Origin of the sequence: Streptomyces sp. NPDC017936, from assembly GCF_044328485.1 — a bacterium.
Taxonomy (GTDB): domain Bacteria; phylum Actinomycetota; class Actinomycetes; order Streptomycetales; family Streptomycetaceae; genus Streptomyces.
Map to the genome: position 1 here is coordinate 291,761 of NZ_JBIRHK010000007.1, position 21,073 is coordinate 312,833.

Annotated in this window: 19 protein-coding genes; 12 read left to right on the top strand and 7 right to left on the bottom strand. The window is 70.3% G+C overall.

Features of this window, described 5'->3' with window-relative positions; translation table 11 throughout:
* Positions 1–94: 94 nt before the first annotated feature.
* From ACH4F6_RS17115 to ACH4F6_RS17130, 4 genes are all read right to left on the bottom strand, one after another.
* A complete protein-coding gene (locus ACH4F6_RS17115) occupies positions 95–547 on the bottom strand; it encodes a hypothetical protein (RefSeq protein ID WP_397960964.1) in 453 nt (150 codons plus the stop codon).
* A 162-nt stretch (positions 548–709) separates the two neighbouring features.
* The gene (locus tag ACH4F6_RS17120; RefSeq protein ID WP_397960965.1) at positions 710–1,183 is read right to left on the bottom strand and encodes a hypothetical protein; all 474 of its coding nucleotides are present in this window, start codon (positions 1,181–1,183) and stop codon (positions 710–712) included.
* A gap of 210 nt (positions 1,184–1,393) precedes the next feature.
* A complete protein-coding gene (locus ACH4F6_RS17125) occupies positions 1,394–1,669 on the bottom strand; it encodes a hypothetical protein (RefSeq protein ID WP_397960966.1) in 276 nt (91 codons plus the stop codon).
* Positions 1,670–1,946: 277 nt separating this feature from the next.
* Positions 1,947–2,279 (bottom strand): hypothetical protein, encoded by a 333-nt coding sequence (locus ACH4F6_RS17130; protein ID WP_397960967.1) that lies wholly within the window; start codon positions 2,277–2,279, stop codon positions 1,947–1,949.
* A gap of 562 nt (positions 2,280–2,841) precedes the next feature.
* Between ACH4F6_RS17130 and ACH4F6_RS17135 the strand changes: the two genes are divergently transcribed.
* On the top strand, positions 2,842–3,918 hold the full coding sequence (locus ACH4F6_RS17135; protein ID WP_397960968.1) for a lytic polysaccharide monooxygenase: 1,077 nt from the start codon (positions 2,842–2,844) through the stop codon (positions 3,916–3,918).
* A gap of 100 nt (positions 3,919–4,018) precedes the next feature.
* Here ACH4F6_RS17135 and ACH4F6_RS17140 read toward each other — a convergent pair whose 3' ends face one another.
* On the bottom strand, positions 4,019–4,543 hold the full coding sequence (locus ACH4F6_RS17140) for a hypothetical protein (RefSeq protein WP_397960969.1): 525 nt from the start codon (positions 4,541–4,543) through the stop codon (positions 4,019–4,021).
* A gap of 413 nt (positions 4,544–4,956) precedes the next feature.
* Between ACH4F6_RS17140 and ngcE the strand changes: the two genes are divergently transcribed.
* The 3 genes from ngcE to ACH4F6_RS17155 are packed head-to-tail and all read left to right on the top strand — an operon-like array spanning position 4,957 to position 8,304.
* Positions 4,957–6,417: an N-acetylglucosamine/diacetylchitobiose ABC transporter substrate-binding protein gene (ngcE, locus tag ACH4F6_RS17145; protein WP_397960970.1), complete on the top strand. Its 1,461-nt coding sequence runs from the start codon at positions 4,957–4,959 to the stop codon at positions 6,415–6,417.
* Positions 6,418–6,445: 28 nt separating this feature from the next.
* The gene (locus ACH4F6_RS17150; protein ID WP_397960971.1) at positions 6,446–7,372 is read left to right on the top strand and encodes a carbohydrate ABC transporter permease; all 927 of its coding nucleotides are present in this window, start codon (positions 6,446–6,448) and stop codon (positions 7,370–7,372) included.
* Between the two features lie 2 nt (positions 7,373–7,374).
* The gene (locus tag ACH4F6_RS17155) at positions 7,375–8,304 is read left to right on the top strand and encodes a carbohydrate ABC transporter permease (RefSeq protein WP_397960972.1); all 930 of its coding nucleotides are present in this window, start codon (positions 7,375–7,377) and stop codon (positions 8,302–8,304) included.
* A 226-nt stretch (positions 8,305–8,530) separates the two neighbouring features.
* Here the strand turns inward: ACH4F6_RS17155 and ACH4F6_RS17160 are convergent, their stop codons facing one another.
* Positions 8,531–9,763, bottom strand: a complete 1,233-nt coding sequence (locus ACH4F6_RS17160) for an MFS transporter (RefSeq protein ID WP_397960973.1) — start codon at positions 9,761–9,763, stop codon at positions 8,531–8,533.
* Between the two features lie 65 nt (positions 9,764–9,828).
* On the opposite strand from ACH4F6_RS17160, the gene ACH4F6_RS17165 reads away from it, so the two are divergent.
* The 7 genes from ACH4F6_RS17165 (at position 9,829) to ACH4F6_RS17195 (ending at position 19,509) form a co-directional block, all read left to right on the top strand.
* On the top strand, positions 9,829–10,197 hold the full coding sequence (locus ACH4F6_RS17165) for a MerR family transcriptional regulator (RefSeq protein ID WP_397960974.1): 369 nt from the start codon (positions 9,829–9,831) through the stop codon (positions 10,195–10,197).
* A 565-nt stretch (positions 10,198–10,762) separates the two neighbouring features.
* Positions 10,763–11,962, top strand: a complete 1,200-nt coding sequence (locus ACH4F6_RS17170) for an ROK family transcriptional regulator (RefSeq protein ID WP_397961134.1) — start codon at positions 10,763–10,765, stop codon at positions 11,960–11,962.
* Positions 11,963–12,085: 123 nt separating this feature from the next.
* Positions 12,086–13,183 carry a sugar ABC transporter substrate-binding protein gene (locus tag ACH4F6_RS17175; RefSeq protein WP_397960975.1) on the top strand — a complete coding sequence of 366 codons (1,098 nt, stop codon included), beginning with the start codon at positions 12,086–12,088 and terminating at the stop codon, positions 13,181–13,183.
* A gap of 268 nt (positions 13,184–13,451) precedes the next feature.
* The gene (locus tag ACH4F6_RS17180) at positions 13,452–14,243 is read left to right on the top strand and encodes an ATP-binding cassette domain-containing protein (RefSeq protein ID WP_397960976.1); all 792 of its coding nucleotides are present in this window, start codon (positions 13,452–13,454) and stop codon (positions 14,241–14,243) included.
* Positions 14,240–15,607: a sugar ABC transporter permease gene (locus ACH4F6_RS17185; RefSeq protein ID WP_397960977.1), complete on the top strand. Its 1,368-nt coding sequence runs from the start codon at positions 14,240–14,242 to the stop codon at positions 15,605–15,607. The genes ACH4F6_RS17180 and ACH4F6_RS17185 overlap by 4 nt, the downstream gene beginning before the upstream one ends.
* A gap of 306 nt (positions 15,608–15,913) precedes the next feature.
* Entirely contained in the window at positions 15,914–17,836 is a 1,923-nt protein-coding gene (dxs, locus tag ACH4F6_RS17190; protein ID WP_397961135.1) for a 1-deoxy-D-xylulose-5-phosphate synthase, read from the top strand.
* A 152-nt stretch (positions 17,837–17,988) separates the two neighbouring features.
* On the top strand, positions 17,989–19,509 hold the full coding sequence (locus tag ACH4F6_RS17195) for an amino acid permease (protein ID WP_397960978.1): 1,521 nt from the start codon (positions 17,989–17,991) through the stop codon (positions 19,507–19,509).
* A gap of 62 nt (positions 19,510–19,571) precedes the next feature.
* Here ACH4F6_RS17195 and ACH4F6_RS17200 read toward each other — a convergent pair whose 3' ends face one another.
* Positions 19,572–19,943 carry an NTP pyrophosphohydrolase gene (locus ACH4F6_RS17200; RefSeq protein ID WP_397960979.1) on the bottom strand — a complete coding sequence of 124 codons (372 nt, stop codon included), beginning with the start codon at positions 19,941–19,943 and terminating at the stop codon, positions 19,572–19,574.
* A 78-nt stretch (positions 19,944–20,021) separates the two neighbouring features.
* Here ACH4F6_RS17200 and ACH4F6_RS17205 point away from each other — a divergent pair, with 78 nt between their 5' ends.
* Entirely contained in the window at positions 20,022–21,041 is a 1,020-nt protein-coding gene (locus ACH4F6_RS17205) for a hypothetical protein (protein ID WP_397960980.1), read from the top strand.
* The last annotated feature ends 32 nt before the right edge of the window (positions 21,042–21,073 follow it).

Consider the following 21,073-nt stretch of genomic DNA (forward strand, 5'->3'; position numbering starts at 1 on the left):
CGATCGGCCACCATGCGATCACCGGCATCCACAGCGGGAAGCCCGCCTCCTCGAGCTCGGTCCGCAGCCTCTCGGCCTTCCTGGCGGTGGTGTGTCACGAGCAGAAGGGGAACGCGTCCTGCCCGTTCCCGCCGAACAACGCGAACCAGTCGCCGTCGAGGAACTGCTGCTTCCAGGTGTCGATGTCGTCCACCGAGACCTCGTACTTCTCGGCGGCCCTGGCGCTCGTCGTCTGTCCGGACATCACGGACATCACGATCCGTACCTTGTCCGCCCCCCGGAGTTTCGACCCGTCGGGCTCGTCCGGCAGCAGGTCGTCGAACCGGAAGCAACCAGGCTTGCCGGGCTCACCCGGCTGACCGGGCTCGCCGCCCTTGCCGCCCTTGCCGCAGTCCGAATGACGGCCGGGGGGATTGCCGGTATCGGCGGAGTGGCTGGTGCCTGTCGGGGCATGCGGCGCCGCCTGGGCGGCGCACGCGGTGCCGGTGGCGAGAGCCAACGCGGCCATCGCCAGGATGAGTGGACGCTGTCGGAGACTTCTGGGCATCGGGGTTCTCCGTTTCCAGGACGAGGGTGTCAACCACAGGCGCCGGCCCCCGGGCGCCGTGTCCGGTCGGCCGGGGGCCGATCGCGGTGATCGATGGGGGGCGGGGCGGAGGTCTTGAAGACCTCCACCCCGCCGAGGTGGGGCCGTCATGGCCTGTGGTGATCAGAAGAAGCTGAAGCCGCCGGGTCCGCCGTCGCCGCCGTTGCCGAAGACGCTGCCGCCGCCGGGTCCGCCGTCGCCGCCGTCGCCGAAGACGCTGCCGCCGCCGCCGCCGCCGTCGCCGCCGTTGCCGAAGACGCTGCCGCCGCCGGGTCCGCCGGAGCCGCCGTCGCCGAAGACGCTGCCGCCACCGCCGCCACCGCCGCCACCGCCGCCGAAGACGCTGTCGCCGCCGGCTCCACCGGCTCCGCCGTTGCCGAAGACGCTGCCGCCGCCGGATCCGCCGGAGCCGCCGCCGGTGACGACGCCGACGATCGCGGAGTGACTCGGGGCCGCCGTCGCGGCGGATGCCGGAAGGGCGATGCCTCCGGTGATCAGAGCAGCCGAGGTGAAGACCATCGCGAAGCGGAAGCCCCGCCGCTTGGGCTTGGCGCCGCTGCGGGAGCGGGCGTTGGGGGTGTGGATGCTGTGGGTCATGGGTTTTCTCCTTCTGAGAGGGTTTTCTGCCCTGCCCCGGGAATTCGGGGCGGTGGTCGGCGGACCGGTTCCGGCCGGGACCGCCGCGCCGGGATGACCAGCGATTCGATGAGAGGAGAATTCTCGTCGAGGATTTTCTCCGCACCGTGCGGTCTCATTTCCTTTTCGGTGAGGCCCGCACTTCAATTAGGCCTGACCGGTAAAGCGTCGTCATGTTCCGAGGACTCGGGACTTGACGGAGTCGTGGACGGTCGGGTAGAAGCCGGGAGGAATACCGCCGGGCACCCACGGCCGTTCGGGGTCCCGGTGGGTGCGGCAGGGAGCCAGTGGCCCTGAGGACCCGTCAAGTCCGTTGTCCGTGAGGACGGGAGGGGTGCCGGTGCTGTCGCGGTCACCGCCGAGGCCCTTGGTGACGGCGGTGACCGCGGCATGGGCGACGGCGCGGACGGCGAAAACCGGACGACGCGTCCGGACATTGCTGTGCATGAGGATTTCCGTTCCCTTTTTGCGTGCTCTCGAGAATGATCGAAAACCTCGACATTCCCGAGGGGGACGTACGTGTGGTTCCGGGACGGGCGACCTCGCTTGTCGGTGCAAGGCCGCTCGCGGTGCAGGGGTGCGTGAAACGGCGTGCGGAGGCGCGTGAAACGGCGTGGAGGGGTGCGCGAACTCCCGTACCCGCAGCTTTCCTGCGGACATGCGGCGGCCTGGCCGGGCATTGCCGCCCGGCCAGGCCGTGTGAACTCGATGCCGTCTGTGGACGTCAGCTCAGAGTGTTGCCGTTCCCGTTGTTGTTCCCGTTGCCGTTGACGGTGTTGTTGTTCCCGACGACGATGACGATGACGGGGCCGTTCTTGCCGCCCTTGTCGCTGCCGCCCCGGCGGTTTTGATCGCCGTGCTTGTTGTCTTTCTTGTACTTGCCGTGGCCGCCGTGACCACGGTGGCCACCGTGGTCGACCGCGGCCGTGGTCGTGGTGCCGGCGTGCGGCGTCGCCGGGGCGGCGAACGCACTGGTGGGTATCAGTGCGCCTCCTGCGGCCAGGGCGGTCGAGGCGGTGGCCACCAGAAGGCGCTGCGTCCGAGAGGTGTGGGGCATGGGAATTCTCCTCCGGTGAGAAAGGTCGGGGGTTCGCTGGACGGCCCTGTCGGTCGACGGGCCCTCCTCCGGCGGGACACGTGTCCCGTACGTCGCATCGCCAAGGTCGTTCCGGACGACGCGGGTGGGCCGGCCGCTCGGCGTGGGCCCATGTATCCAGCAAGCCCTGGCGGAAGGATTACGTCATGCCGCTGACATTCGGGGCTTGACAGCTGGCGGCGATCCCGATAAAGGACCATGGCCGCCGGTCGGCATGCGTCTCCCGCTCGCCCGATCTCCCCGTCCGTGCCGCGTCGGCACCCCAAGACACCCCCGCCCACCGCTGACGCCCTGACGTCGCCGCAAGAGCGTCGTGCGTTCCCGTTTACAAACGGGCCGTACGGCGCTACCTTCCGCCACAGGGTGAGGTGGGAGCGCTCCCATCCGAGATCGCCGGCGGACCGGAACCCGCCGGAGGCCGGATGACCGGACCGCTCCCACCTCACGTGCTCACCCCGCACGCGCACCCGTACGGCCAACCCCCGCACCCGCACGGCCCGTATACGGAAGGACGGACTCCGCCATGTCGTCTGTCATGATCATGACAAAATGGAGGGCGGGGTTACGCGCCCGAGCCCTCCTCCTCGTCCTCCTGGCCCTGCTGGCCACCGTCCCCGCCCTCGGCCTGATCGTCACCACCGGCGGCCGGGCCGAGGCCCACGGCACCCCCATGAAGCCCGGCAGCCGCACCTTCCTGTGCTGGCAGGACGGGCTGACCGACACCGGTGAGATCAAGCCGGTCAACCCGGCGTGCAAGAACGCACAGCAGGTCAGCGGAACCACGCCGTTCTACAACTGGTTCTCGGTGCTGCGCTCCGACGGCGCCGGCCGCACCCGCGGCTTCGTGCCCGACGGACAGCTGTGCAGCGGCGGCAACGCCAACTTCACCGGCTTCAACGCGCCCCGCAACGACTGGCCGCTCACCCACCTCACCTCCGGCGCGACCGTCGACTTCTCCTACAACGCCTGGGCCGCGCACCCGGGCTGGTTCTACGTCTACGTCACCAAGGACGGCTTCGACCCGACCAAGACCCTCACCTGGAACGACATGGAGGACCAGCCCTTCCTCAGCGTCGACCACCCGCCGCTCAACGGCTCCCCGGGCACGGTCGAGGCCAACTACTCCTGGACCGGGAAGCTTCCGGCGGGCAAGTCGGGCCGGCACATCATCTACATGGTCTGGCAGCGCTCCGACAGCCAGGAGACCTTCTACTCCTGCTCCGACGTCGTCTTCGACGGCGGCAACGGCGAGGTGACGGGCATCCGTGAGCCGGGCAACCCCAGCGAGCCCGTCCCCGGCACCTGCACGGCCACCCGCAGGACGACCGGCAGCTGGAGCGGCGGCTACCAGTCCGAGGTGACCGTCACCAACTCCGGTGAGGTCCCCATGCTCGGCTGGATGGTCGACTGGACCCTGCCCGCGGGCCAGAAGGTCGACAGCCTGTGGAGCGGCACCGCCACCTACAGCGGACAGGCCGTGATGGTCCACAACGCCGGCTGGAACGGCTCGCTGAGTCCGGGTCAGAGCACCACGTTCGGGTACGTGGTCACGGGCTCCGGCGGTGACACCGCCACGAGCCTCCCCTGCCGGGTGGGTTAGGCGCCACGGCCACCGGGCCGGATCCGGCGGGCGCGGCGCCGTACGCGCCGTACGCCCGCCGGATCCGGCCCGACGTCTCCTCCCCCGTACCCCGGCCCTGCTAGGCGACGGCCGCGCCGGTTCCGCGTGCGGCGCCGATGAGGTCGGTGAGGGCCGCGTCGTCGTAGACGGAGATGTCCACGGTCGCGCCCTCGGGCAGGTCGAAGTCCTTGACCGACTTGTCGACGACCGCCGAGGTGCCGGGCGCGCTGACGGTGCCCAGGTCGTGGTACGTCCCGCCGGACGAGTAACCGACCTTGACGTAGTACGTGTCGCCGTCGTTGGCGGTGTCGTACACCCACAGCTTCTCGTCGTTCGGGTGGAACTCCACCTTGCCCACGAACGCTCCGGCGTCGACGAGCTCCATCTTCACGGCGTAGCCGCCCGCGTCGTTCGCGAAGGACGTGCCGTCGAACGGGTCGGTGAGGTTGCCGCCGCTGCACGGGCAGGCGTCGGTGTCGTAGTAGTACGCCTGCAACGCCGGGTTCGGACTGTACGCCTGCGCCGGAGCCGCGGTGGCGAACAGGGCCACCGCCCCCAGTGCCGCACCCGCGAGCGGACCCGTGACCCTGCCGATGACGCCCATCCCGTTGTTCCCCCTCGTGTGCCGGACCGCCCGACGTCCCCCGGGCGCCCGGTCATTGTGGAACGGCCGTGACGGGAGAGCCGGCACGCGATCGCCCTTGGTTACAGGATCATGACACGGTGGGAGTCCGCAGCCGGCCGTCCGATGAGCGATGCCGGCGACGTCCATTGCGCCGCGGAAGCGCACGACGGGGGTTTTTCCGGCGAGGGGCCCGCGGCGGCGGACATTCCCGGGAGGTCTCAACTCGGAAAAGACCCACGGTCAACCTTGCATTCGATCTTGCTCCGTCGGCCGGAAGTGGACTATACCTGTCGGCGATTCACCGATCCGCGCACGACCCTGCTTGACCTGACCGCGGTGCCGGGAAGGATCCCGTTCACCGCCTGCGTCCTGGAGAAGGCGAGGACTTGAGCATGGGATCCACTTCCGCATCGGCGTACGGGAACGACGGCTCCGCGGGTATCGGCCGCCGTGATCTGATCAAACGGTCCGCGGCCCTCGGCCTGATCTCGATTCCCGCGGCGAGTTTCCTGTCCGCCTGTGCCAGCAGCGGGGGCGGCGGCGAGGACAAGGCGAAGGCCGGCAAGAAGACCGGGAAGAACCCGCTCGGCGTCAACGACACCGAGCGGATGGAATTCGTCCTCTTCGACGGCGGTTTCGGCAAGGAGTACGCCGAGGACGCGGTGAAGATCTACGAGAAGAACTTTCCCGAAGCCGAGGTGAAGTTCTCCGCCACCCAGAAGATCCAGTCCACGCTCCAGCCGCGCTTCAACCAGGGCACCCCGCCCGACCTCATCGACAACTCCGGCGCCGAACAGATGGACATGGGCGTCCTGGTCGGCAAGAAGCAGCTCGCCGACCTCACCCCGCTGCTCGACGCGCCCTCCTACGACGACCCGGCCAAGAAGGTCCGCGACACCCTGCGCCCCGGCATCGTCGAGATGGGCCAGTTCGACGGCGACCCCGTCTGGATCCTCTACTACGCCTACACCGTCTACGGCGTCTGGTACTCGCAGAAGCTCCTCGACTCGCTCGACGCCACGTACCCGGAGACCTGGGACGAGATGCTCGCGGTCTGCGAGAAGGCCAAGAAGAGGGGCATCGCGGGCTGGACGTACGCGGGCAAGTACCCGTACTACATCCCGTTCTCGCTGTACCCGATGATCGGCAAGGTCGGCGGCCGCGACGTCCTCGACGCCATCGACAACCTGGAGCCCAAGGCCTGGGAGCACCCCGCGGTCAAGGTCTGCTTCGAGGCGTACTACGAGCTCTACCGGAAGGGCTACGTCCTGAAGGGCACCCCGGGCCTGGACCACATCCAGTCGCAGACCGCGTGGGCCAAGGGCAAGGCCCTGTTCCTCCCGAACGGCTCCTGGGTGGAGAACGAGTCGGCGAACGTCATCCCGGCCGACTTCGACCTCGCGGTCTCCGCGCCCACCGGCATCGACGCCTCCGACAAGATGCCGTTCGGCACGATCTGGGCGTCCGGCGGCGAGCCGTTCGTCGTGCCGGCCGGGGCGAGGAACACGGCGGGCGGCATGGAGCAGCTGCGCATCATGCTCGGCGAGGCCTCGTCGAGGAACTTCACCTCCAAGGTGAAGTCGCTGACCGCCTACGACGGCGGCACCGACGGCATCACCCTCACCCCCGGCCTGAAGTCGGGCGTCGCCGCGCTGGAGAAAGCCGGCGAGAACGTGGTGAACCCGCGACTGCAGGACTGGTACGTGCAGTTGCAGAAGGAGAAGATCGGGGTGTCCGGTCTCGGCGAGATGATGGCCGGACGGCTCACCCCGGCCGAGGCCGTGAAAAAGATCCAGAACTTCGCCGACGCGACCGCGAAGGACTCCTCGGTCAAGCACTACAAGCACCAGTAACCGGAATTCTCACGGCACCGGAGTGGCGATGCGGCACGGCAAGTACCGGTTCATCGTGGGGTTCCTGGCGCTGCCCCTCGGACTGTACGCGCTCTTCGTGGTCTGGCCGTTCCTCCAGTCCATCTACTACTCGTTCACGGACTGGACCGGTCTCAGCCCCGAATTCAGGATGGTCGGCCTGGACAATTACCGGAGGATGCTGGACGACGACGTCTTCTGGAAGTCCTTGCGGCACAGCTTGATGTTCGCGCTCGTGCTGCCGCTGGTGACGATCGGGCTGGCGCTGTTCTTCGCCTTCATGATCAATGTCGGCGGACGCAGAAGGAGGGGCGGCCCGGTGATCTCCGGAGTCCGGGGCTCCTCCTTCTACAAGATCGTGTATTTCTTCCCGCAGGTGCTGTCGATCGCGATCGTCGCGCTGCTGTTCGCCTTCGCCTACAACCCGGACAGCGGCGCGATCAACTCCCTGCTGCGGGGGATCGGCCTCGACGGCGTCCAGCCGCTGTGGCTGGGCGACCCGGACCTGGCGCTGTGGTGCGTGATGGCCGTGCTCGTCTGGTCCACGGTCGGCTTCTTCGTGGTCCTGTTCTCCGCGGGCATGGCCTCCATCCCCGCGGACCTGTACGAGGCGGCCCTGCTCGACGGCGCGGGCCGCGCCACCACCTTCTTCCGCGTCACCCTGCCGCTGCTGTGGGACACCGTGCAGTCCGGCTGGGTCTACCTGGGCATCCTGGCGCTGGGCGCGGAGTCGTTCGCGGTCGTGCAGATCATGACGACCGGGCCCGGCGGCCCCGACTACTCGACCACCGTCATGGTCCTGTACGTGTACCAGAAGGCGTTCCGTGACGGGCAGGCCGCCTACGCCACCACCATCGGCGTCGCCCTGCTCATCGTGACGCTGGCCTTCGCCGCGGTCGTGATGCGGCTGGGGCGGCGCGAGCGGCTGGAGTACTGATCGTGAAGACCACGGAATCCCCCGCCCCCGTGCCCCCGGCCGAGTCCGGCGTGCCCGTCACGAAGACGTCACCGCCGCCGGCCGGGAAGCGGCCCGCGCGCAAGCCGGAGGGACAGGTCCTCGACGCCTTCTCGCACGGCATCCTCGTCGTCTGGGCGGTCATGGTCGTGCTGCCGCTGCTGTGGGCGGTGATGACCTCCTTCAAGGACGACGGCTCCATCTTCGGCTCCCCCTGGTCGTTTCCGGACAGGCTGCACTTCGACAACTGGTCGCGGGCGTGGACCGAGGCCCACATGAGCGACTACTTCCTGAACACGGTCCTGGTGGTGGGCGGTTCGCTCGTCGGCACGCTGGTCCTCGGTTCGATGGCGGCGTACGTCCTCGCCCGGTTCGACTTCCCGGGCAACCGGTTCGTCTACTACCTCTTCATCGGCGGCATGAGCTTCCCGATCATGCTGGCGCTGGTCCCGCTGTTCTACGTCGTGAACAACATGGGGCTGCTGAACACCCTCCACGGCCTGATCCTGGTCTACATCGCGTACTCGCTGCCGTTCACGGTGTTCTTCCTGACGGCGTTCTTCCGCACGCTGCCCACCTCGGTGGCGGAGGCGGCCTTCGTCGACGGCGCCTCCCACAGCCGTACGTTCTTCCAGATCATGCTGCCGATGGCCAGGCCCGGCCTGATCAGCGTCGGCATCTTCAACTTCCTGGGCCAGTGGAACCAGTACATGCTGCCCACGGTCCTCAACACGGACCCCGACAAGCGCGTCCTCACCCAGGGCCTGGTCCAGCTCGCCGTCAGCCAGGGCTACAAGGGGGACTGGTCCGGGCTCTTCGCGGGCCTGGTGATGGCGATGCTGCCGGTCCTGGCGGCGTACGTCGTCTTCCAGCGGCAGGTGGTGCAGGGGCTGACGGCGGGGGCGGTGAAATAGGGGGCCTCACCGGGAAAGCCTCCGCCCGGCCCGGCCCGTGACGGCGGAACGGGTGAGGCGGAGCGCTGCTTCATGGATCCTCCCTCCTCCCCGCCGACCGCCCGCACCCTCTGCGAGGCAACGTCCTTTCCAGGAGCGGGTGGTGCCGGTGCCGGTGCCGGTGCCGGTGCCGGGATCCGGCTGAGCCGGGCCGCTGCGGGCGGGGGCTCCCCGGTTCGTTCGTGCCTCACGGACCGCTTCGTCCGGCCGTCCCCGGGCGCTCGGCCGGGAAGCCGTGCACCCGGGCGCCCACGACGGTGATCAGGCCGGGCAGCAGGAACAGGAGAACGCTTGCGGGGACGGACGGCGCGCCGAGTGTGCCGAGCAGGATGCCGCCGATGACGCCGCCGGCGGCCATGGCGGCGTTCCACAGGGTGACCAGCATCGCCTGAACGGTGTCCGCGGCGGCTCCTGCGGCGTCCGCGGCGGCCGTCTGCAGCAGGGTGGGGACACCTCCCCAGCCGAGCCCCCACAGCAGGGCCGCCAGGTGGACGAGAGCGCCGGTGCGGGCCGGCGCGGCGAGGACGGCGGCCGCGATGCCGACGAGGAGGAGGCTGCCGAGGGTGAGAGCGCGCAGCCGCCGGTCGACGTGGGCGCCGGTGAACCAGATGCTCACCAGGGAGGCGGTGCCGAAGACCAGGAGGAACAGGTCGGTCGACCGGCCCATGCCGATGTGGGTGAGGAAGGCGGCGACGTAGGCGTAGACGACGGTGTGGGCCAGGACGACGGTGAAGGTGACGAAGAGGACCGGGACCACGCCCGGAGTGGTGAGCGCCCGCGGCATCGGGAGGCGCTCCCGCGAGCGCTGTCCCGCACGGTCCGGGACGGCCGCGGTGATCCAGCCGAGCAGGACGAGGGTGAGGCCCGTCACGAGCAGGAAGGCCACCCGCCAGCCGAGCACCCGGCCGACGTAGGTGCCCGCGGGGACTCCCAGGCAGAGGGCGAGGGGGACGCCGACCATGGCGACGGCGACCGCTTTGCCCTGGAGACGGGCCGGCGCCAGGCGGCGGGCGTAGCCGGCCAGCAGGGCCCAGGCCAGTCCCGCGGCCACGCCGGCGACGAACCGGGAGGCCAGGGTCAGCGGGTAGGCGGAGGAAACGGCCGTGACGGTGTTGGCCACGGCGAACGCGGCCATGGCCGTCAGCAGGAGCTGCTTGCGCCGCCATCTGGCGGTGGCGGCGGTCAGCGGGACGGCCGTCAGGGCGGTGCCGACGGCGTAGACCGTCACCGTCTGACCCGCGGCGGACTCGCCGACACCGAGGCTCCCGCTCATGGCGGGGAGGACTCCGGCGGGAAGGGTCTCGGTCAGGCTGGTGACGAACACGGCCGTGGCCAGTGCCGGCAGCGCCGCCCTCGGCAGCTTCTCGCTGCCCTTCGCCGGGTGCGCGGCAACGGATCGATCGGTGCTCTCGGTCGACATGGCAGGTATGCTCAGACCTTCACATCGGTGTGAAGGTCAACCTGGCACTGCGTGAGGTGGAACACATGCGCATCGGGGAGCTCTCCGAGCGGACCGGCGTCTCCCGACGGCTCCTGCGCTACTACGAGGAGCAGGGCCTCATCGTCTCGGAGCGCTGTGCGAACGGCTACCGCGCGTACGACGAACGGTTCGTGGACCGCGTCCTGCAGATCCGCGGACTGCTCGACGCCGGGTTGCCGACCCGCGTCATCAAGCAGATCCTGCCCTGCCTCGACAAACCCCGGAACATCGTCTTCTCCGAGGCCACGCCGGAGATGATCGCCACGCTGGAGGCCGAGCTCGACCGCATGAACCAGCGCGTCGCCTGCCTCACCCGCAACCGGGACGCCATCGCCGAATATCTGCGGGAAGTGCGGGCGCACGCCGCGGTGTGAGCCGCGCCCCCTCCCGTGCGCCGCGGGCCGCCGCCGCGACCTTGCTCACAGACCGCCGGCGAGCGCGCCGGTCCGGGCGGCCGGTCCTCGGCGGGGGTCCGGATCGTGGGGCCCCGGGCCGCTCCTTCCGCTCATGACGCTTGCGGCGGCGTCCCGTACGCCGCCGGCGGCCGTACCCCGTGCCCCGGCGTCACCGGCAGCCACAGCGGCCCCGGACCCCCCGGTATTCCGCATCCGGCCCGACGACAGGTGAGTTGACGGGCCGTCAGCCGACTGCCTCCGTCGTCGGCGTCGCGCGAATCCCCCGCTCACCGGCCGTCGGCCCGCGCGGAGGCGTCCCTTCCGGCGGGGCGTCGCCACAACCCGTGAAGCCCCGGCTCGACCCTCCGCAACCGCCCCGGCACGCGCCGCGACGCCGGAGCGCCGGGAAGGGCGATCCCTTGTTCGACCCTGCGGATGGCGTTCAACCTCTTGACGGGAGGCGACCCGAACAGCTCAGCTTAGAGTTCACTAGTTGGACATGGACGGGGCCTCATCGATGCGGTCCCGCGCGCAGGAGGTCGTCGTGGAGACTCCGGGGTCGCAGTCGTCGCTGCACCGAGCCAACCTGGAGCGAGTCGTTCGGGCCGTGCGTCTGGCCGGGTCCCTCACGCAGGCGGAGATCGCCCGGACGACAGGCCTGTCCGCGGCGACCGTATCCAACATCGTGCGTGAGCTGAAGGACGGGGGAACGGTCGAGGTCACGCCCACGTCGGCGGGCGGGCGAAGGGCCCGGAGCGTCAGTCTCAGCGGCGACGCCGGCATCGTCATCGGGGTCGACTTCGGCCACACCCACCTGCGCGTCGCCGTCGGCAACCTCGCCCACCAGGTCCTCGCGGAGGAGTCCGAGCCACTGGACGTGGACGCCTCCTCCTCCCAGGGCTTCGACCGGGCGGAACAACTGGTCAACCGGCTGATCGAGGCCACCGGGGTGGACCGGTCGAAGATCGCCGGAGTGGGGCTCGGCGTGCCCGGCCCCATCGACCTGGAGTCCGGCACGCTCGGCTCCTCCGCGATCCTGCCCGGCTGGATCGGCACCCGCCCCGCCGAGGAGCTGCGCGGCCGCCTGGGAGTGGCCGTCCACGTGGACAACGACGCCAACCTCGGCGCCCTCGGCGAGATGGTCTGGGGCAGCGGCAGAGGCGTGCGTGATCTTGCTTACATCAAGGTCGCGAGCGGTGTCGGAGCCGGCCTCGTGATCGAGGGGAAGATCTACCGCGGTCCCGGCGGGACGGCGGGGGAGATCGGGCACATCACGCTCGACGAATCCGGTCCGGTCTGCCGCTGCGGAAACCGCGGCTGCCTGGAGACGTTCACGGCCGCGCGCTACGTGCTGCCGCTCCTGCAGCCCAGTCACGGCACCGACCTGACGATGGAGGGCGTGGTGCGGCTGGCCCGGGACGGAGACCCGGGCTGCCGGCGGGTGATCGCCGACGTCGGCCGTCACATCGGCAGCGGGGTCGCCAATCTCTGCAACCTGCTGAACCCGAGCCGGGTGGTCCTCGGCGGTGACCTCGCCGAGGCCGGAGAACTCGTGCTGGGGCCCATCAGGGAGTCCGTCGGCCGCTACGCCATCCCCAGTGCGGCGCGCCAACTCTCCGTCCTTCCCGGGGCACTTGGAGGCCGCGCGGAGGTGCTCGGGGCGCTCGCCCTCGCGCTCAGCGAGATGGGGGATTCGACCCTTTTGGACGGCACCCTCGCGTCCGCCGCGCCCGCCTTCACTTAGAGAACGAATGACCCCGTTGCCATCTCGTTAAGTATTTACTTCTTGACGTCGCACGCGTGGCCGAGTTGACTTCCTGCCACCTCGGCCGCAGCGTTGCGGCCCTGTCAGGGAGGCACACCCCAAATGAACGCAACGATGCGTAGAGTCGTGATCGGCGCCACCGCCGTGTCCATGGCGCTGTCGATTGCCGCGTGCGGCAAGGCCGGCGACGACAAGGACAGCGACTCCGGCAGCGGCTCGGACAGCAAGTCCATCGGCCTGCTGCTCCCCGACACCGTCACCGCGCGCTACGAGAAGTTCGACAAGCCGTACTTCGAGGCCAAGGTCAAGGAGCTCTGCTCCGACTGCGACGTCCAGTACGCGAACGCGGCGGCGGACCCGGCCAAGCAGGCCCAGCAGATGAGCAGCATGGTGACCAAGGGTGTCAAGGTCATCGTGGTCTCCGCCCAGGACTCCGCCGCGATCAAGTCCTCGATCAAGTCCGCGGTCGACAAGGGCGTCAAGGTCGTCGCGTACGACCGCCTCGCCCAGGGCCCGGTCTCGGCCTACGTCTCCTTCGACAACGTGAAGGTCGGCGAGCTCCAGGGCCAGGCCCTGCTCGACGCCCTCGGCGCCAAGGCGACCGCCAAGTCCAAGGTCGTCATGATCAACGGTGACGACGCCGACCCGAACGCCGGCCAGTTCAAGGAAGGCGCCCACAAGGTCCTCGACGGCAAGGTCGACATCGCCTACGAGCAGTCCGGCCTGTGGAAGGACACCGTCGCCGCCCAGAAGATGTCCGCGGCGATCACGCAGCTCGGCGCCAAGAACATCGCCGGCGTCTACGCCGCCAACGACGGCATGGCCGGCGGCATCGCCAACACCCTCAAGGGCGCGAAGATCAGCAACATCCCGCTGACCGGTCAGGACGCCGAACTCGCCGCCATCCAGCGGATCGTCGCCGGCACCCAGGCCGCCACGGTCTACAAGGCCTACAAGCCGGAGGCCGACACGGCCGCCGAGCTCGCGGTCAACCTGCTGCAGGGCAAGGACATCAAGTCCCTCGCCACCGCCGAGGTCACCAGCGGTTCCGGTGACAAGGTGCCCGCGAGCCTGCTGACCCCGGTGTCGGTCACCAAGGCCAACATCAAGGACACGGTCGTCAAGGACGGCCTGTGGTCGGTCCAGGACATCTGCACCGCCGAGTACGCCGCCGCCTGCAAGGCCGCCGGTCTCCAGTAGTCGCACGCACACCGTGTGATCCGGCTCGAGCCCCGCACCGGGGCTCGGGCACCGGACCGCCGAGCGGTCCCGCGAAGCCCCGCCGACGCCTGCCCCACCTTCACACCCCGCTGCCGGGGCGGGCGTCGGACGGAACCGTTGCCAAGCGCACCGGGTTCGCGCATGTTCATCCTGTAAACCTCGTGCGCCGCGCGGCCTTCCGCCGCGTCCGCACGTCCCTCCGCGCACCTTCGAGCGCGGCATCCCCGCCGGTCAGGCGGCGAAGGAGATGGTTCACGTGTCCGCTACGCCCGTGCTGGCGTTGCGCGGAGTCTCCAAGCGATTCGGTGCGGTCCAGGCACTCACCGATGTCGATCTGGAGGTCCACGCCGGAGAAGTGGTCGCCCTGGTGGGCGACAACGGCGCAGGTAAGTCGACCCTGGTCAAGACGATCGCGGGTGTCCACCCCATCGATGAGGGCGTCATCGAGTGGGAGGGCAAGCCGGTCAGCATCAGCAAGCCGCACGACGCCCAGGGACTCGGCGTCGCGACGGTCTATCAGGACCTCGCGCTCTGCGACAACCTCGACGTGGTGGGCAACCTCTACCTCGGCCGCGAGCTGCTGCACCGGGGCGTCATCGACGAGGTGACGATGGAGAAGAACGCCCGCGAGCTGCTGTCCACGCTCTCCATCCGGATCCCGAGCGTGCGCATCCCGATCGCGAGCCTCTCCGGCGGTCAGCGCCAGGTCGTCGCCATCGCCCGCGCCCTGATCGGCGACCCGAAGATCGTCATCCTCGACGAGCCCACGGCCGCCCTGGGCGTCGAGCAGACCGCGCAGGTCCTCGACCTGGTCGAGCGGCTGCGCGAGCGTGACCTCGGCGTCATCCTCATCAGCCACAACATGGCCGACGTCAAGGCGGTCGCGGACACCGTCGCCGTGCTGCGCCTGGGCAAGAACAACGGCTCCTTCTCCGTGAAGGACACCAGCCACGAAGAGATCATCGCCGCGATCACGGGCGCCACGGACAACGCCGTGACCCGTCGCGCGGAGCGGCGCACCGCGGAGGCGGCCAAGTGAGCGACACCGAGAAGACCGAGAAGACCGAGAAGACCGAGCCGGCCGCCACGGCCACCAAGGTCGAGAAGACCGAGGGCGTGGTCGAGGAGCAGTCCACCGTCGCCCCCGCCGACGACCCCACGGCCGCCCCCGTCGCCGTCGTCGACCCGCGCCTGCTGGTCCGCGAAGAGGGCTTCAAGGGCTACCTCACCGAGTTCAAGCGCAAGGTGAAGGGCGGCGAGCTGGGCTCGCTGCCGGTGGTCATCGGACTGATCGTCATCTGGACGATCTTCCAGCTGCAGAACGACCGCTTCCTGAGCGCCGACAACCTCTCGAACATCAGCTACTACCTGTCGGCCACCGGCATGCTCGCCATCGGCCTGGTGTTCGTGCTGCTGCTCGGCGAGATCGACCTGTCGGTCGGTTCGGTCAGCGGTCTGGCCTCCACCCTGTTCGCCGTGCTGGCGGTGAACAAGGGCATGAACTCGTGGCTGGCGCTGGTGCTGGCGATCCTCACCGGCATCGCCATCGGCGCGCTGCACGGATGGTTCTTCGCCAAGATCGGCGTACCGGCGTTCGTCGTCACCCTGGCCGGCTTCCTCGGCTGGAACGGCCTGATGCTGTGGCTGCTGGGCGACAGCGGCACGATCAACATCCCGTCCGAATCGGGTCCGGTCCACCTGCTCGGCCAGAGCTCCTTCTTCATGGACCAGGCCATCATCGGCGCGTACCTGCTGGCCGGCCTCGGCGTCGTGCTGACCCTCGTCGGCAACTTCAACGAGCAGCGCCGCCGCAAGGCCGCGGGTGTGCCGTTCCGGCAGACCAGCGAGATCCTGCTGCGCGTGGGCGCGCTCGCCGTCGCGTCCTTCGTCGCCGCGGCCGTCCTCAACGACGCGGCCGGTGTCTCCAACGCGCTGGTGATCTTCCTGGCCGCGCTGGTGATCGTGGACTTCGTGCTCCGCCGCACCACCTACGGCCGCAAGGTGTTCGCGGTCGGCGGCGGCATCGAGGCGGCCCGCCGTGCCGGCATCAACGTGCCGCTGATCCGTATCACCGTGTTCGCCATCTCCGGCGGCTTCGCGGCGGTCGGCGGTATGTTCTTCGCCGGTCAGACCGCCAGCGCCACGCTCTCCGCGGGCGGCGGCAACACGCTGATGCTCGCCATCGCGGCGGCCGTCATCGGTGGTACGAGCCTCTTCGGCGGCCGTGGCACCGTGTGGTCGGCCCTCCTGGGCATGCTGGTCATCCAGTCCATCCAGACCGGCCTGGACCTGCTGAACATGAACACCTCGATCCAGTACATGATCACCGGTGGTGTTCTGCTCGGCGCGGTCGTCATCGACTCCGTCTCGCGCAAGAGCCAGAAGGCCGCGGGTCGCGGCTGACGGTTCGCGGGAGCGCCGTCCGGGGCGCGGTGGGACGTGCGGCCGACTCGCCGTCGTGGCCGGTCGCGGCCACGCGGCGGAGCCGCACATCGACACCGCCCGCGCCCCTTCGGGCCCGCCGCAGTGCCCCCTCGTGCCCGGCACCCTCCTCGGTGCCGGGCACAGCCGTGTCATAGGTGACCGCCGTCCTGGGTACGGCCGACGCATGACCATTGCGCAAGGGGCGGAGTGGGGCCGCCCCGGCGGAACATTAGACTCGTCGAGCCCGGCAACAGCTCGAACAGCTTTTACTGCAAGGAGGCACGGGTGCCGCTGCTGACCCGCATCAGGGGACCGCGCGATCTGGACCGGCTCAGCCCGGAGGAGCTGGGCCGGCTGGCGGAGGAGATCCGGACCTTCCTCGTCGACGCCGTCTCCAAGACCGGCGGCCACCTCGGCCCCAACCTCGGCGTGGTCGAGCTCACGATCGCCCTGCACCGGGTCTTCGAGTCGCCGAAGGACAAGGTGCTGTGGGACACGGGCCACCAGTCCTACGTGCACAAGCTGCTCACCGGCCGGCAGGACTTCTCGAAGCTGAAGATGAAGGGCGGCCTGTCCGGCTACCCCTCGCAGGCCGAGTCCGAGCACGACGTCATCGAGAACAGTCACGCCTCCACGGTGCTGGGCTGGGCCGACGGCATCGCCAAGGCCAACCAGCTGCTGAAACGCGACAGCCACGTCGTGGCCGTCATCGGTGACGGCGCCCTGACCGGCGGTATGGCCTGGGAGGCGCTGAACAACATCGCCGAGGCCAAGGACCGCCCGCTCGTCATCGTCGTCAACGACAACGAGCGGTCGTACGCGCCGACCATCGGCGGTCTCGCCAACCACCTGGCGACGCTGCGCACGACCGACGGCTACGAGCGCTTCCTCACCCGGACCAAGGAGATCCTCGACCGCACGCCGGTCGTCGGACGGCCCCTCTACGAGACGCTGCACGGCGCCAAGAAGGGCCTGAAGGACTTGGTCGCCCCGCAGGGCATGTTCGAGGACCTCGGGCTGAAGTACGTCGGGCCGATCGACGGACACGACATCGAGGCCCTGGAGTCGGCGCTGGCCCGCGCCAAGCGGTTCGGCGGCCCGGTGATCGTGCACTGCCTCACCGAGAAGGGCCGCGGCTACCAGCCCGCCCTCCAGGACGAGGCGGACCGCTTCCACGCCGTCGGAAAGATCCACCCCGACACCGGTCTGCCGATCTCCACCTCCGGCGCCGACTGGACCTCCGTCTTCGGCGACGAGATGGTCCGGCTCGGCGAGGAGCGCGAGGACATCGTCGCCATCACGGCCGCCATGCTCCAGCCGGTGGGCCTGGACAGGTTCGCCAAGGCCTTCCCCGAGCGGGTCTACGACGTCGGCATCGCCGAGCAGCACGGCGCGGTCTCCGCGGCGGGCCTGGCGCACGCGGGCGTGCACCCCGTCTTCGCCGTCTACGCCACCTTCCTCAACCGGGCCTTCGACCAGGTCCTGATGGACGTGGCCCTGCACAAGTGCGGGGTGACCTTCGTCCTGGACCGGGCCGGCGTCACCGGCACCGACGGCGCCTCCCACAACGGCATGTGGGACATGTCGATCCTCCAGGTCGTCCCCGGCCTCAGGCTGGCCGCGCCGCGCGACGCCGACCAGGTGCGCGCGCAGCTGCGGGAGGCCGTCGAGGTCGACGACGCGCCGACCGTCGTCCGCTTCTCCAAGGGCGCCGTCGGCCCCGCCGTGCCGGCCGTGGGCCGGGTGGGCGGCATGGACGTGCTGCGGGAGCCCGGGACGGACCGGCCGGACGTCCTCCTCGTCTCCGTGGGCGCCCTGGCGCCGATGTGCCTGGAGATCGCCGCGCTCCTCGACCGGCAGGGCATCTCCACCACCGTCGTCGACCCGCGCTGGGTCAAGCCCGTCGACGAGGCCATGGCCCCGCTCGCCGAGCGGCACCGCGTGGTCGTCACCGTCGAGGACAACTCCCGCGTCGGCGGTGTCGGCTCCGCGATCGCGCAGGCCCTGCGGGACGCCGGCGTCGACGTCCCGCTGCGCGACTTCGGCATCCCGCCGCGGTTCCTCGACCACGCCTCGCGCGCCGAGGTCCTGGCCGAGATCGGCCTGACCGCCCCCGACATCGCCCGCCAGGTCACCGGTCTGGTCTCCCGTCTGGACGGACGGTACGACAGCACGGCGGTGGACTCCGCGGAGCCCGCCCGCGACTAGCCGACGCTGACGCGCCCGAACGGGCCGGTTGTGCCACTGTGAGGAGTGGTGCGACCGGCCCCTTCGCGTGGCAGCCCCACGCAGGGCATACGCACTACGCGCCCTCTCGATCATGCCGGGATGTCGAGGACGACAAGCGTGGAGGTAAGGCCGTGAGCAGCACCCTCTTCCGGACGAAGAAGGTCGAGCAGTCCATCCTCGACACCGAGGAGCCAGAGCACGCGCTCAAGAAATCCCTGTCCGCGCTGGACCTGACGGTCTTCGGCGTCGGCGTCATCATCGGCACCGGGATCTTCGTCCTGACCGGCACCGTGGCCAAGAACAACGCGGGCCCGGCCGTGGCCCTGGCCTTCGTGGTGTCCGGTGTCGTCTGCGCGCTCGCGGCGCTCTGCTACGCCGAGTTCGCCTCCACCGTTCCGGTGGCGGGCTCCGCGTACACCTTCTCGTACGCCTCCCTCGGGGAACTGCCCGCCTGGATCATCGGCTGGGACCTGGTCCTGGAGTTCGCGCTCGGCACGGCGGTGGTCGCCGTCGGCTGGTCCGGGTACATCCACTCGCTGCTGGACAACGTGGGCGTCCACCTGCCGGCCGTGCTCGGCACCCGGGACGGGGCCGAGGGCTTCGGCTTCGACGTCCTCGCCGCGGCGCTGGTCCTGGTGCTCACCGGCATCCTGGTGCTCGGCACGAAGCTCTCGGCGCGCGTCACGTCGATCGTCGTCGCCATCAAGGTGACCGTCGTCCTCACGGTGATCGTCGCGGGCGCCTTCCTCATCGACGGGAAGAACTACGAACCGTTCGTCCCGAAGTCGCAGCCGGTGCCGGCGGGCGACAGCCTCCAGTCCCCGCTCGTCCAGCTGATGTTCGGCTGGGCGCCGTCCAACTTCGGCGTGATGGGCATCTTCACGGCCGCCTCGGTCGTCTTCTTCGCCTTCATCGGTTTCGACGTCGTCGCGACGGCGGCGGAGGAGACCAGGAACCCGCAGCGGGACATGCCCCGCGGCATCCTCGGCTCGCTCTTCATCTGCACCCTGCTGTACGTACTGGTGTCGATCGTCGTGACCGGCATGGAGCACTACAGCAAGCTGTCCGTCAAAGCCCCGCTCGCCGACGCCTTCAAGGCCACCGGACACCCCTGGTTCGCGGGCTTCATCAGCTTCGGCGCCGCCGTCGGCCTCACCACGGTCTGCATGATCCTGCTGCTCGGCCAGACCCGGGTGTTCTTCGCGATGAGCCGCGACGGACTGCTGCCGCGCTTCTTCTCGCACGTCCATCCGCGGTTCAGGACGCCGCACCGGCCGACCATCCTGCTCGGTGTGGTCATCGCGGTCGTCGCCGGCTTCACCCCCCTGAGCGAGCTCGCCGAGCTGGTGAACATCGGCACGCTCTTCGCCTTCGTGGTCGTCGCCATCGGCGTGATCATCCTCCGCCGCACCCGCCCCGACCTGCACCGCGCCTTCCGCACCCCGTGGGTGCCGTTCCTGCCGGTCCTGTCGGTGCTCGCCTCCCTCTGGCTCATGCTCAACCTGCCCACCGAGACGTGGATCCGTTTCGCCGTCTGGATGCTGATCGGCATCGTCGTGTACTTCTTCTACGGCCGCACCCACAGCCGGCTGGGCCGCCACCACGAGACCACGGCCGACCAGGTGGCCAGGGGGGAACCGGGCACCGACTGACCGCCCCGCCCGCCCGGCCCCGCCGCCCTCACCCGGGTGCCGCGCTCATCCGCGCACGCGGCTCACCCGCGCACCGCCCGCGGTCCGGTGACCTCCGCGCCCAGTTCCGTCACCCGGGCGCGGAGTTCGCGGTCGGCCGTCACGACCAGGCGGGAGCGGCCGCCGGCGGCGGCGACCAGGCCGACGATGTGGTCGTCGCCGCTGCCGGGGGCCGACTCCACGCGGACGCCGGGCACCGACGCGACACCGCGTGCGGCGCCCTCCACGACGAGCACGATCTCCTCGGCGCCGGAACGTCCCGGAAGCCCCTCCGCGGCCAGCCGGTCGCGCAGCCGTTCCGCCGCGCCGCGCCGGTCGCGCCACCAGCCGTCCGGCACCGATCCGACGACGTTCGCCGCGTCGACGATCACCAGCAGGGGGGAGTCGTGGTCCATGGGGCCAGCGTCGCACGGCCCCGGTCCGTGCGTGCCCCGAGCGACATGGCCGCGTGACGGCCGACATACAGTGAGCGGGTGAACGGCGAATGGCTCATACGAGGCCGCGACGGGCGGCTCAGTGTCTACCTGACGTCGGTCGACACCGTCCTGTGCCGGGCGGAGCGCACCCGGGGCGGTCCCTGGGGCCCGCCCCGGGCGGTGGGCGGCGACCAGAAGGTGCGGCCGGACAGTGCCGTGGGACAGGGCGCCGACGAGTACGCCCACCTCGCCTCCTGGCGGCCGACCGCGGCGGGGGAGGCGGTCCTGATGCACTCCGCGCACTTCCGGCCCCTGCTCGCCGCCCTGGACTGGACGCCCATCGGCCACCCCAACAAGAAGGGCGACCGCACGGGCACGCCCGCCGTGGCCGTGGACTCCCGGGGGCGGGCGCACGTCTTCGTGCGCAACGTCGGCACCGGGATCAGCATGGTCGCCCAGAAGGAGAAGGGCGGCTGGGACCCCTGGCGCGACCTGAAGGGGCAGGGCGTGCAGGGCCCGCCGGTCGCGGTGACGGGGGAGTCCGGCTGCGTCGAGGCGTACGCCGCCGTCCAGGGCGCGGTCCTGTACTGGCGGCAGACGGAGCCGGGCACCGTTCCGGTGCGCCAGGAGCCGCTGGAGGCGGCGGTCCGCCCCGGCACCCTGCGGGCCCTGGCCACCTCCCCCGAGCACACCACCCTCTTCTTCACCGACGACGACTCCGGCGACGTGTGCGCGTGGCGCCCCGGCGCCAAGCCCGTCGCGCTGCTCGCCGCCGCCGGCCCCGGCCCGGTGGCCGCCGTGCGCTGCGAACTCGACGGCCACGACTGCACCCTGCTCGCCCAGCGCTCCTCGAACGGACGCGTCGCCTTCGCCGCCTACCCCACCGAGGAGGAGGCGGCGGGCGCCTGGTGGACCGAGTCCGGGCCCCCGCTGCCGGACGACGCCGTGGTGGCGCTCACCAAGGACCACGAGGACCGTGTGGTCGCGGCCAGCCTGTCGCCGTCGACCGGCCGGCTCCTCGTCACCCGCCGCAAGGACGAGCCGGGGCTGGCGCTGAGGGCGTGGCAGGAGGTGTGAGGCGGCGGCGCGGCCGCCGTGCGCCCACGCCA

Coding starts and splice junctions, on each gene's coding strand:
- ACH4F6_RS17120 (WP_397960965.1), bottom strand. CDS start 1,183: ATGACCCACAGCATCCACACCCCCAACGCCCGCTCCCGCAGCGGCGCC.
- ACH4F6_RS17125 (WP_397960966.1), bottom strand. CDS start 1,669: ATGCACAGCAATGTCCGGACGCGTCGTCCGGTTTTCGCCGTCCGCGCC.
- ACH4F6_RS17180 (WP_397960976.1), top strand. CDS start 13,452: ATGGTTCACGTGTCCGCTACGCCCGTGCTGGCGTTGCGCGGAGTCTCC.
- ACH4F6_RS17130 (WP_397960967.1), bottom strand. CDS start 2,279: ATGCCCCACACCTCTCGGACGCAGCGCCTTCTGGTGGCCACCGCCTCG.
- ACH4F6_RS17200 (WP_397960979.1), bottom strand. CDS start 19,943: ATGGACCACGACTCCCCCCTGCTGGTGATCGTCGACGCGGCGAACGTC.
- ACH4F6_RS17175 (WP_397960975.1), top strand. CDS start 12,086: ATGAACGCAACGATGCGTAGAGTCGTGATCGGCGCCACCGCCGTGTCC.
- ACH4F6_RS17150 (WP_397960971.1), top strand. CDS start 6,446: ATGCGGCACGGCAAGTACCGGTTCATCGTGGGGTTCCTGGCGCTGCCC.
- ngcE (WP_397960970.1), top strand. CDS start 4,957: ATGGGATCCACTTCCGCATCGGCGTACGGGAACGACGGCTCCGCGGGT.
- ACH4F6_RS17135 (WP_397960968.1), top strand. CDS start 2,842: ATGTCGTCTGTCATGATCATGACAAAATGGAGGGCGGGGTTACGCGCC.
- ACH4F6_RS17160 (WP_397960973.1), bottom strand. CDS start 9,763: ATGTCGACCGAGAGCACCGATCGATCCGTTGCCGCGCACCCGGCGAAG.
- ACH4F6_RS17165 (WP_397960974.1), top strand. CDS start 9,829: ATGCGCATCGGGGAGCTCTCCGAGCGGACCGGCGTCTCCCGACGGCTC.
- ACH4F6_RS17140 (WP_397960969.1), bottom strand. CDS start 4,543: ATGGGCGTCATCGGCAGGGTCACGGGTCCGCTCGCGGGTGCGGCACTG.
- ACH4F6_RS17115 (WP_397960964.1), bottom strand. CDS start 547: ATGCCCAGAAGTCTCCGACAGCGTCCACTCATCCTGGCGATGGCCGCG.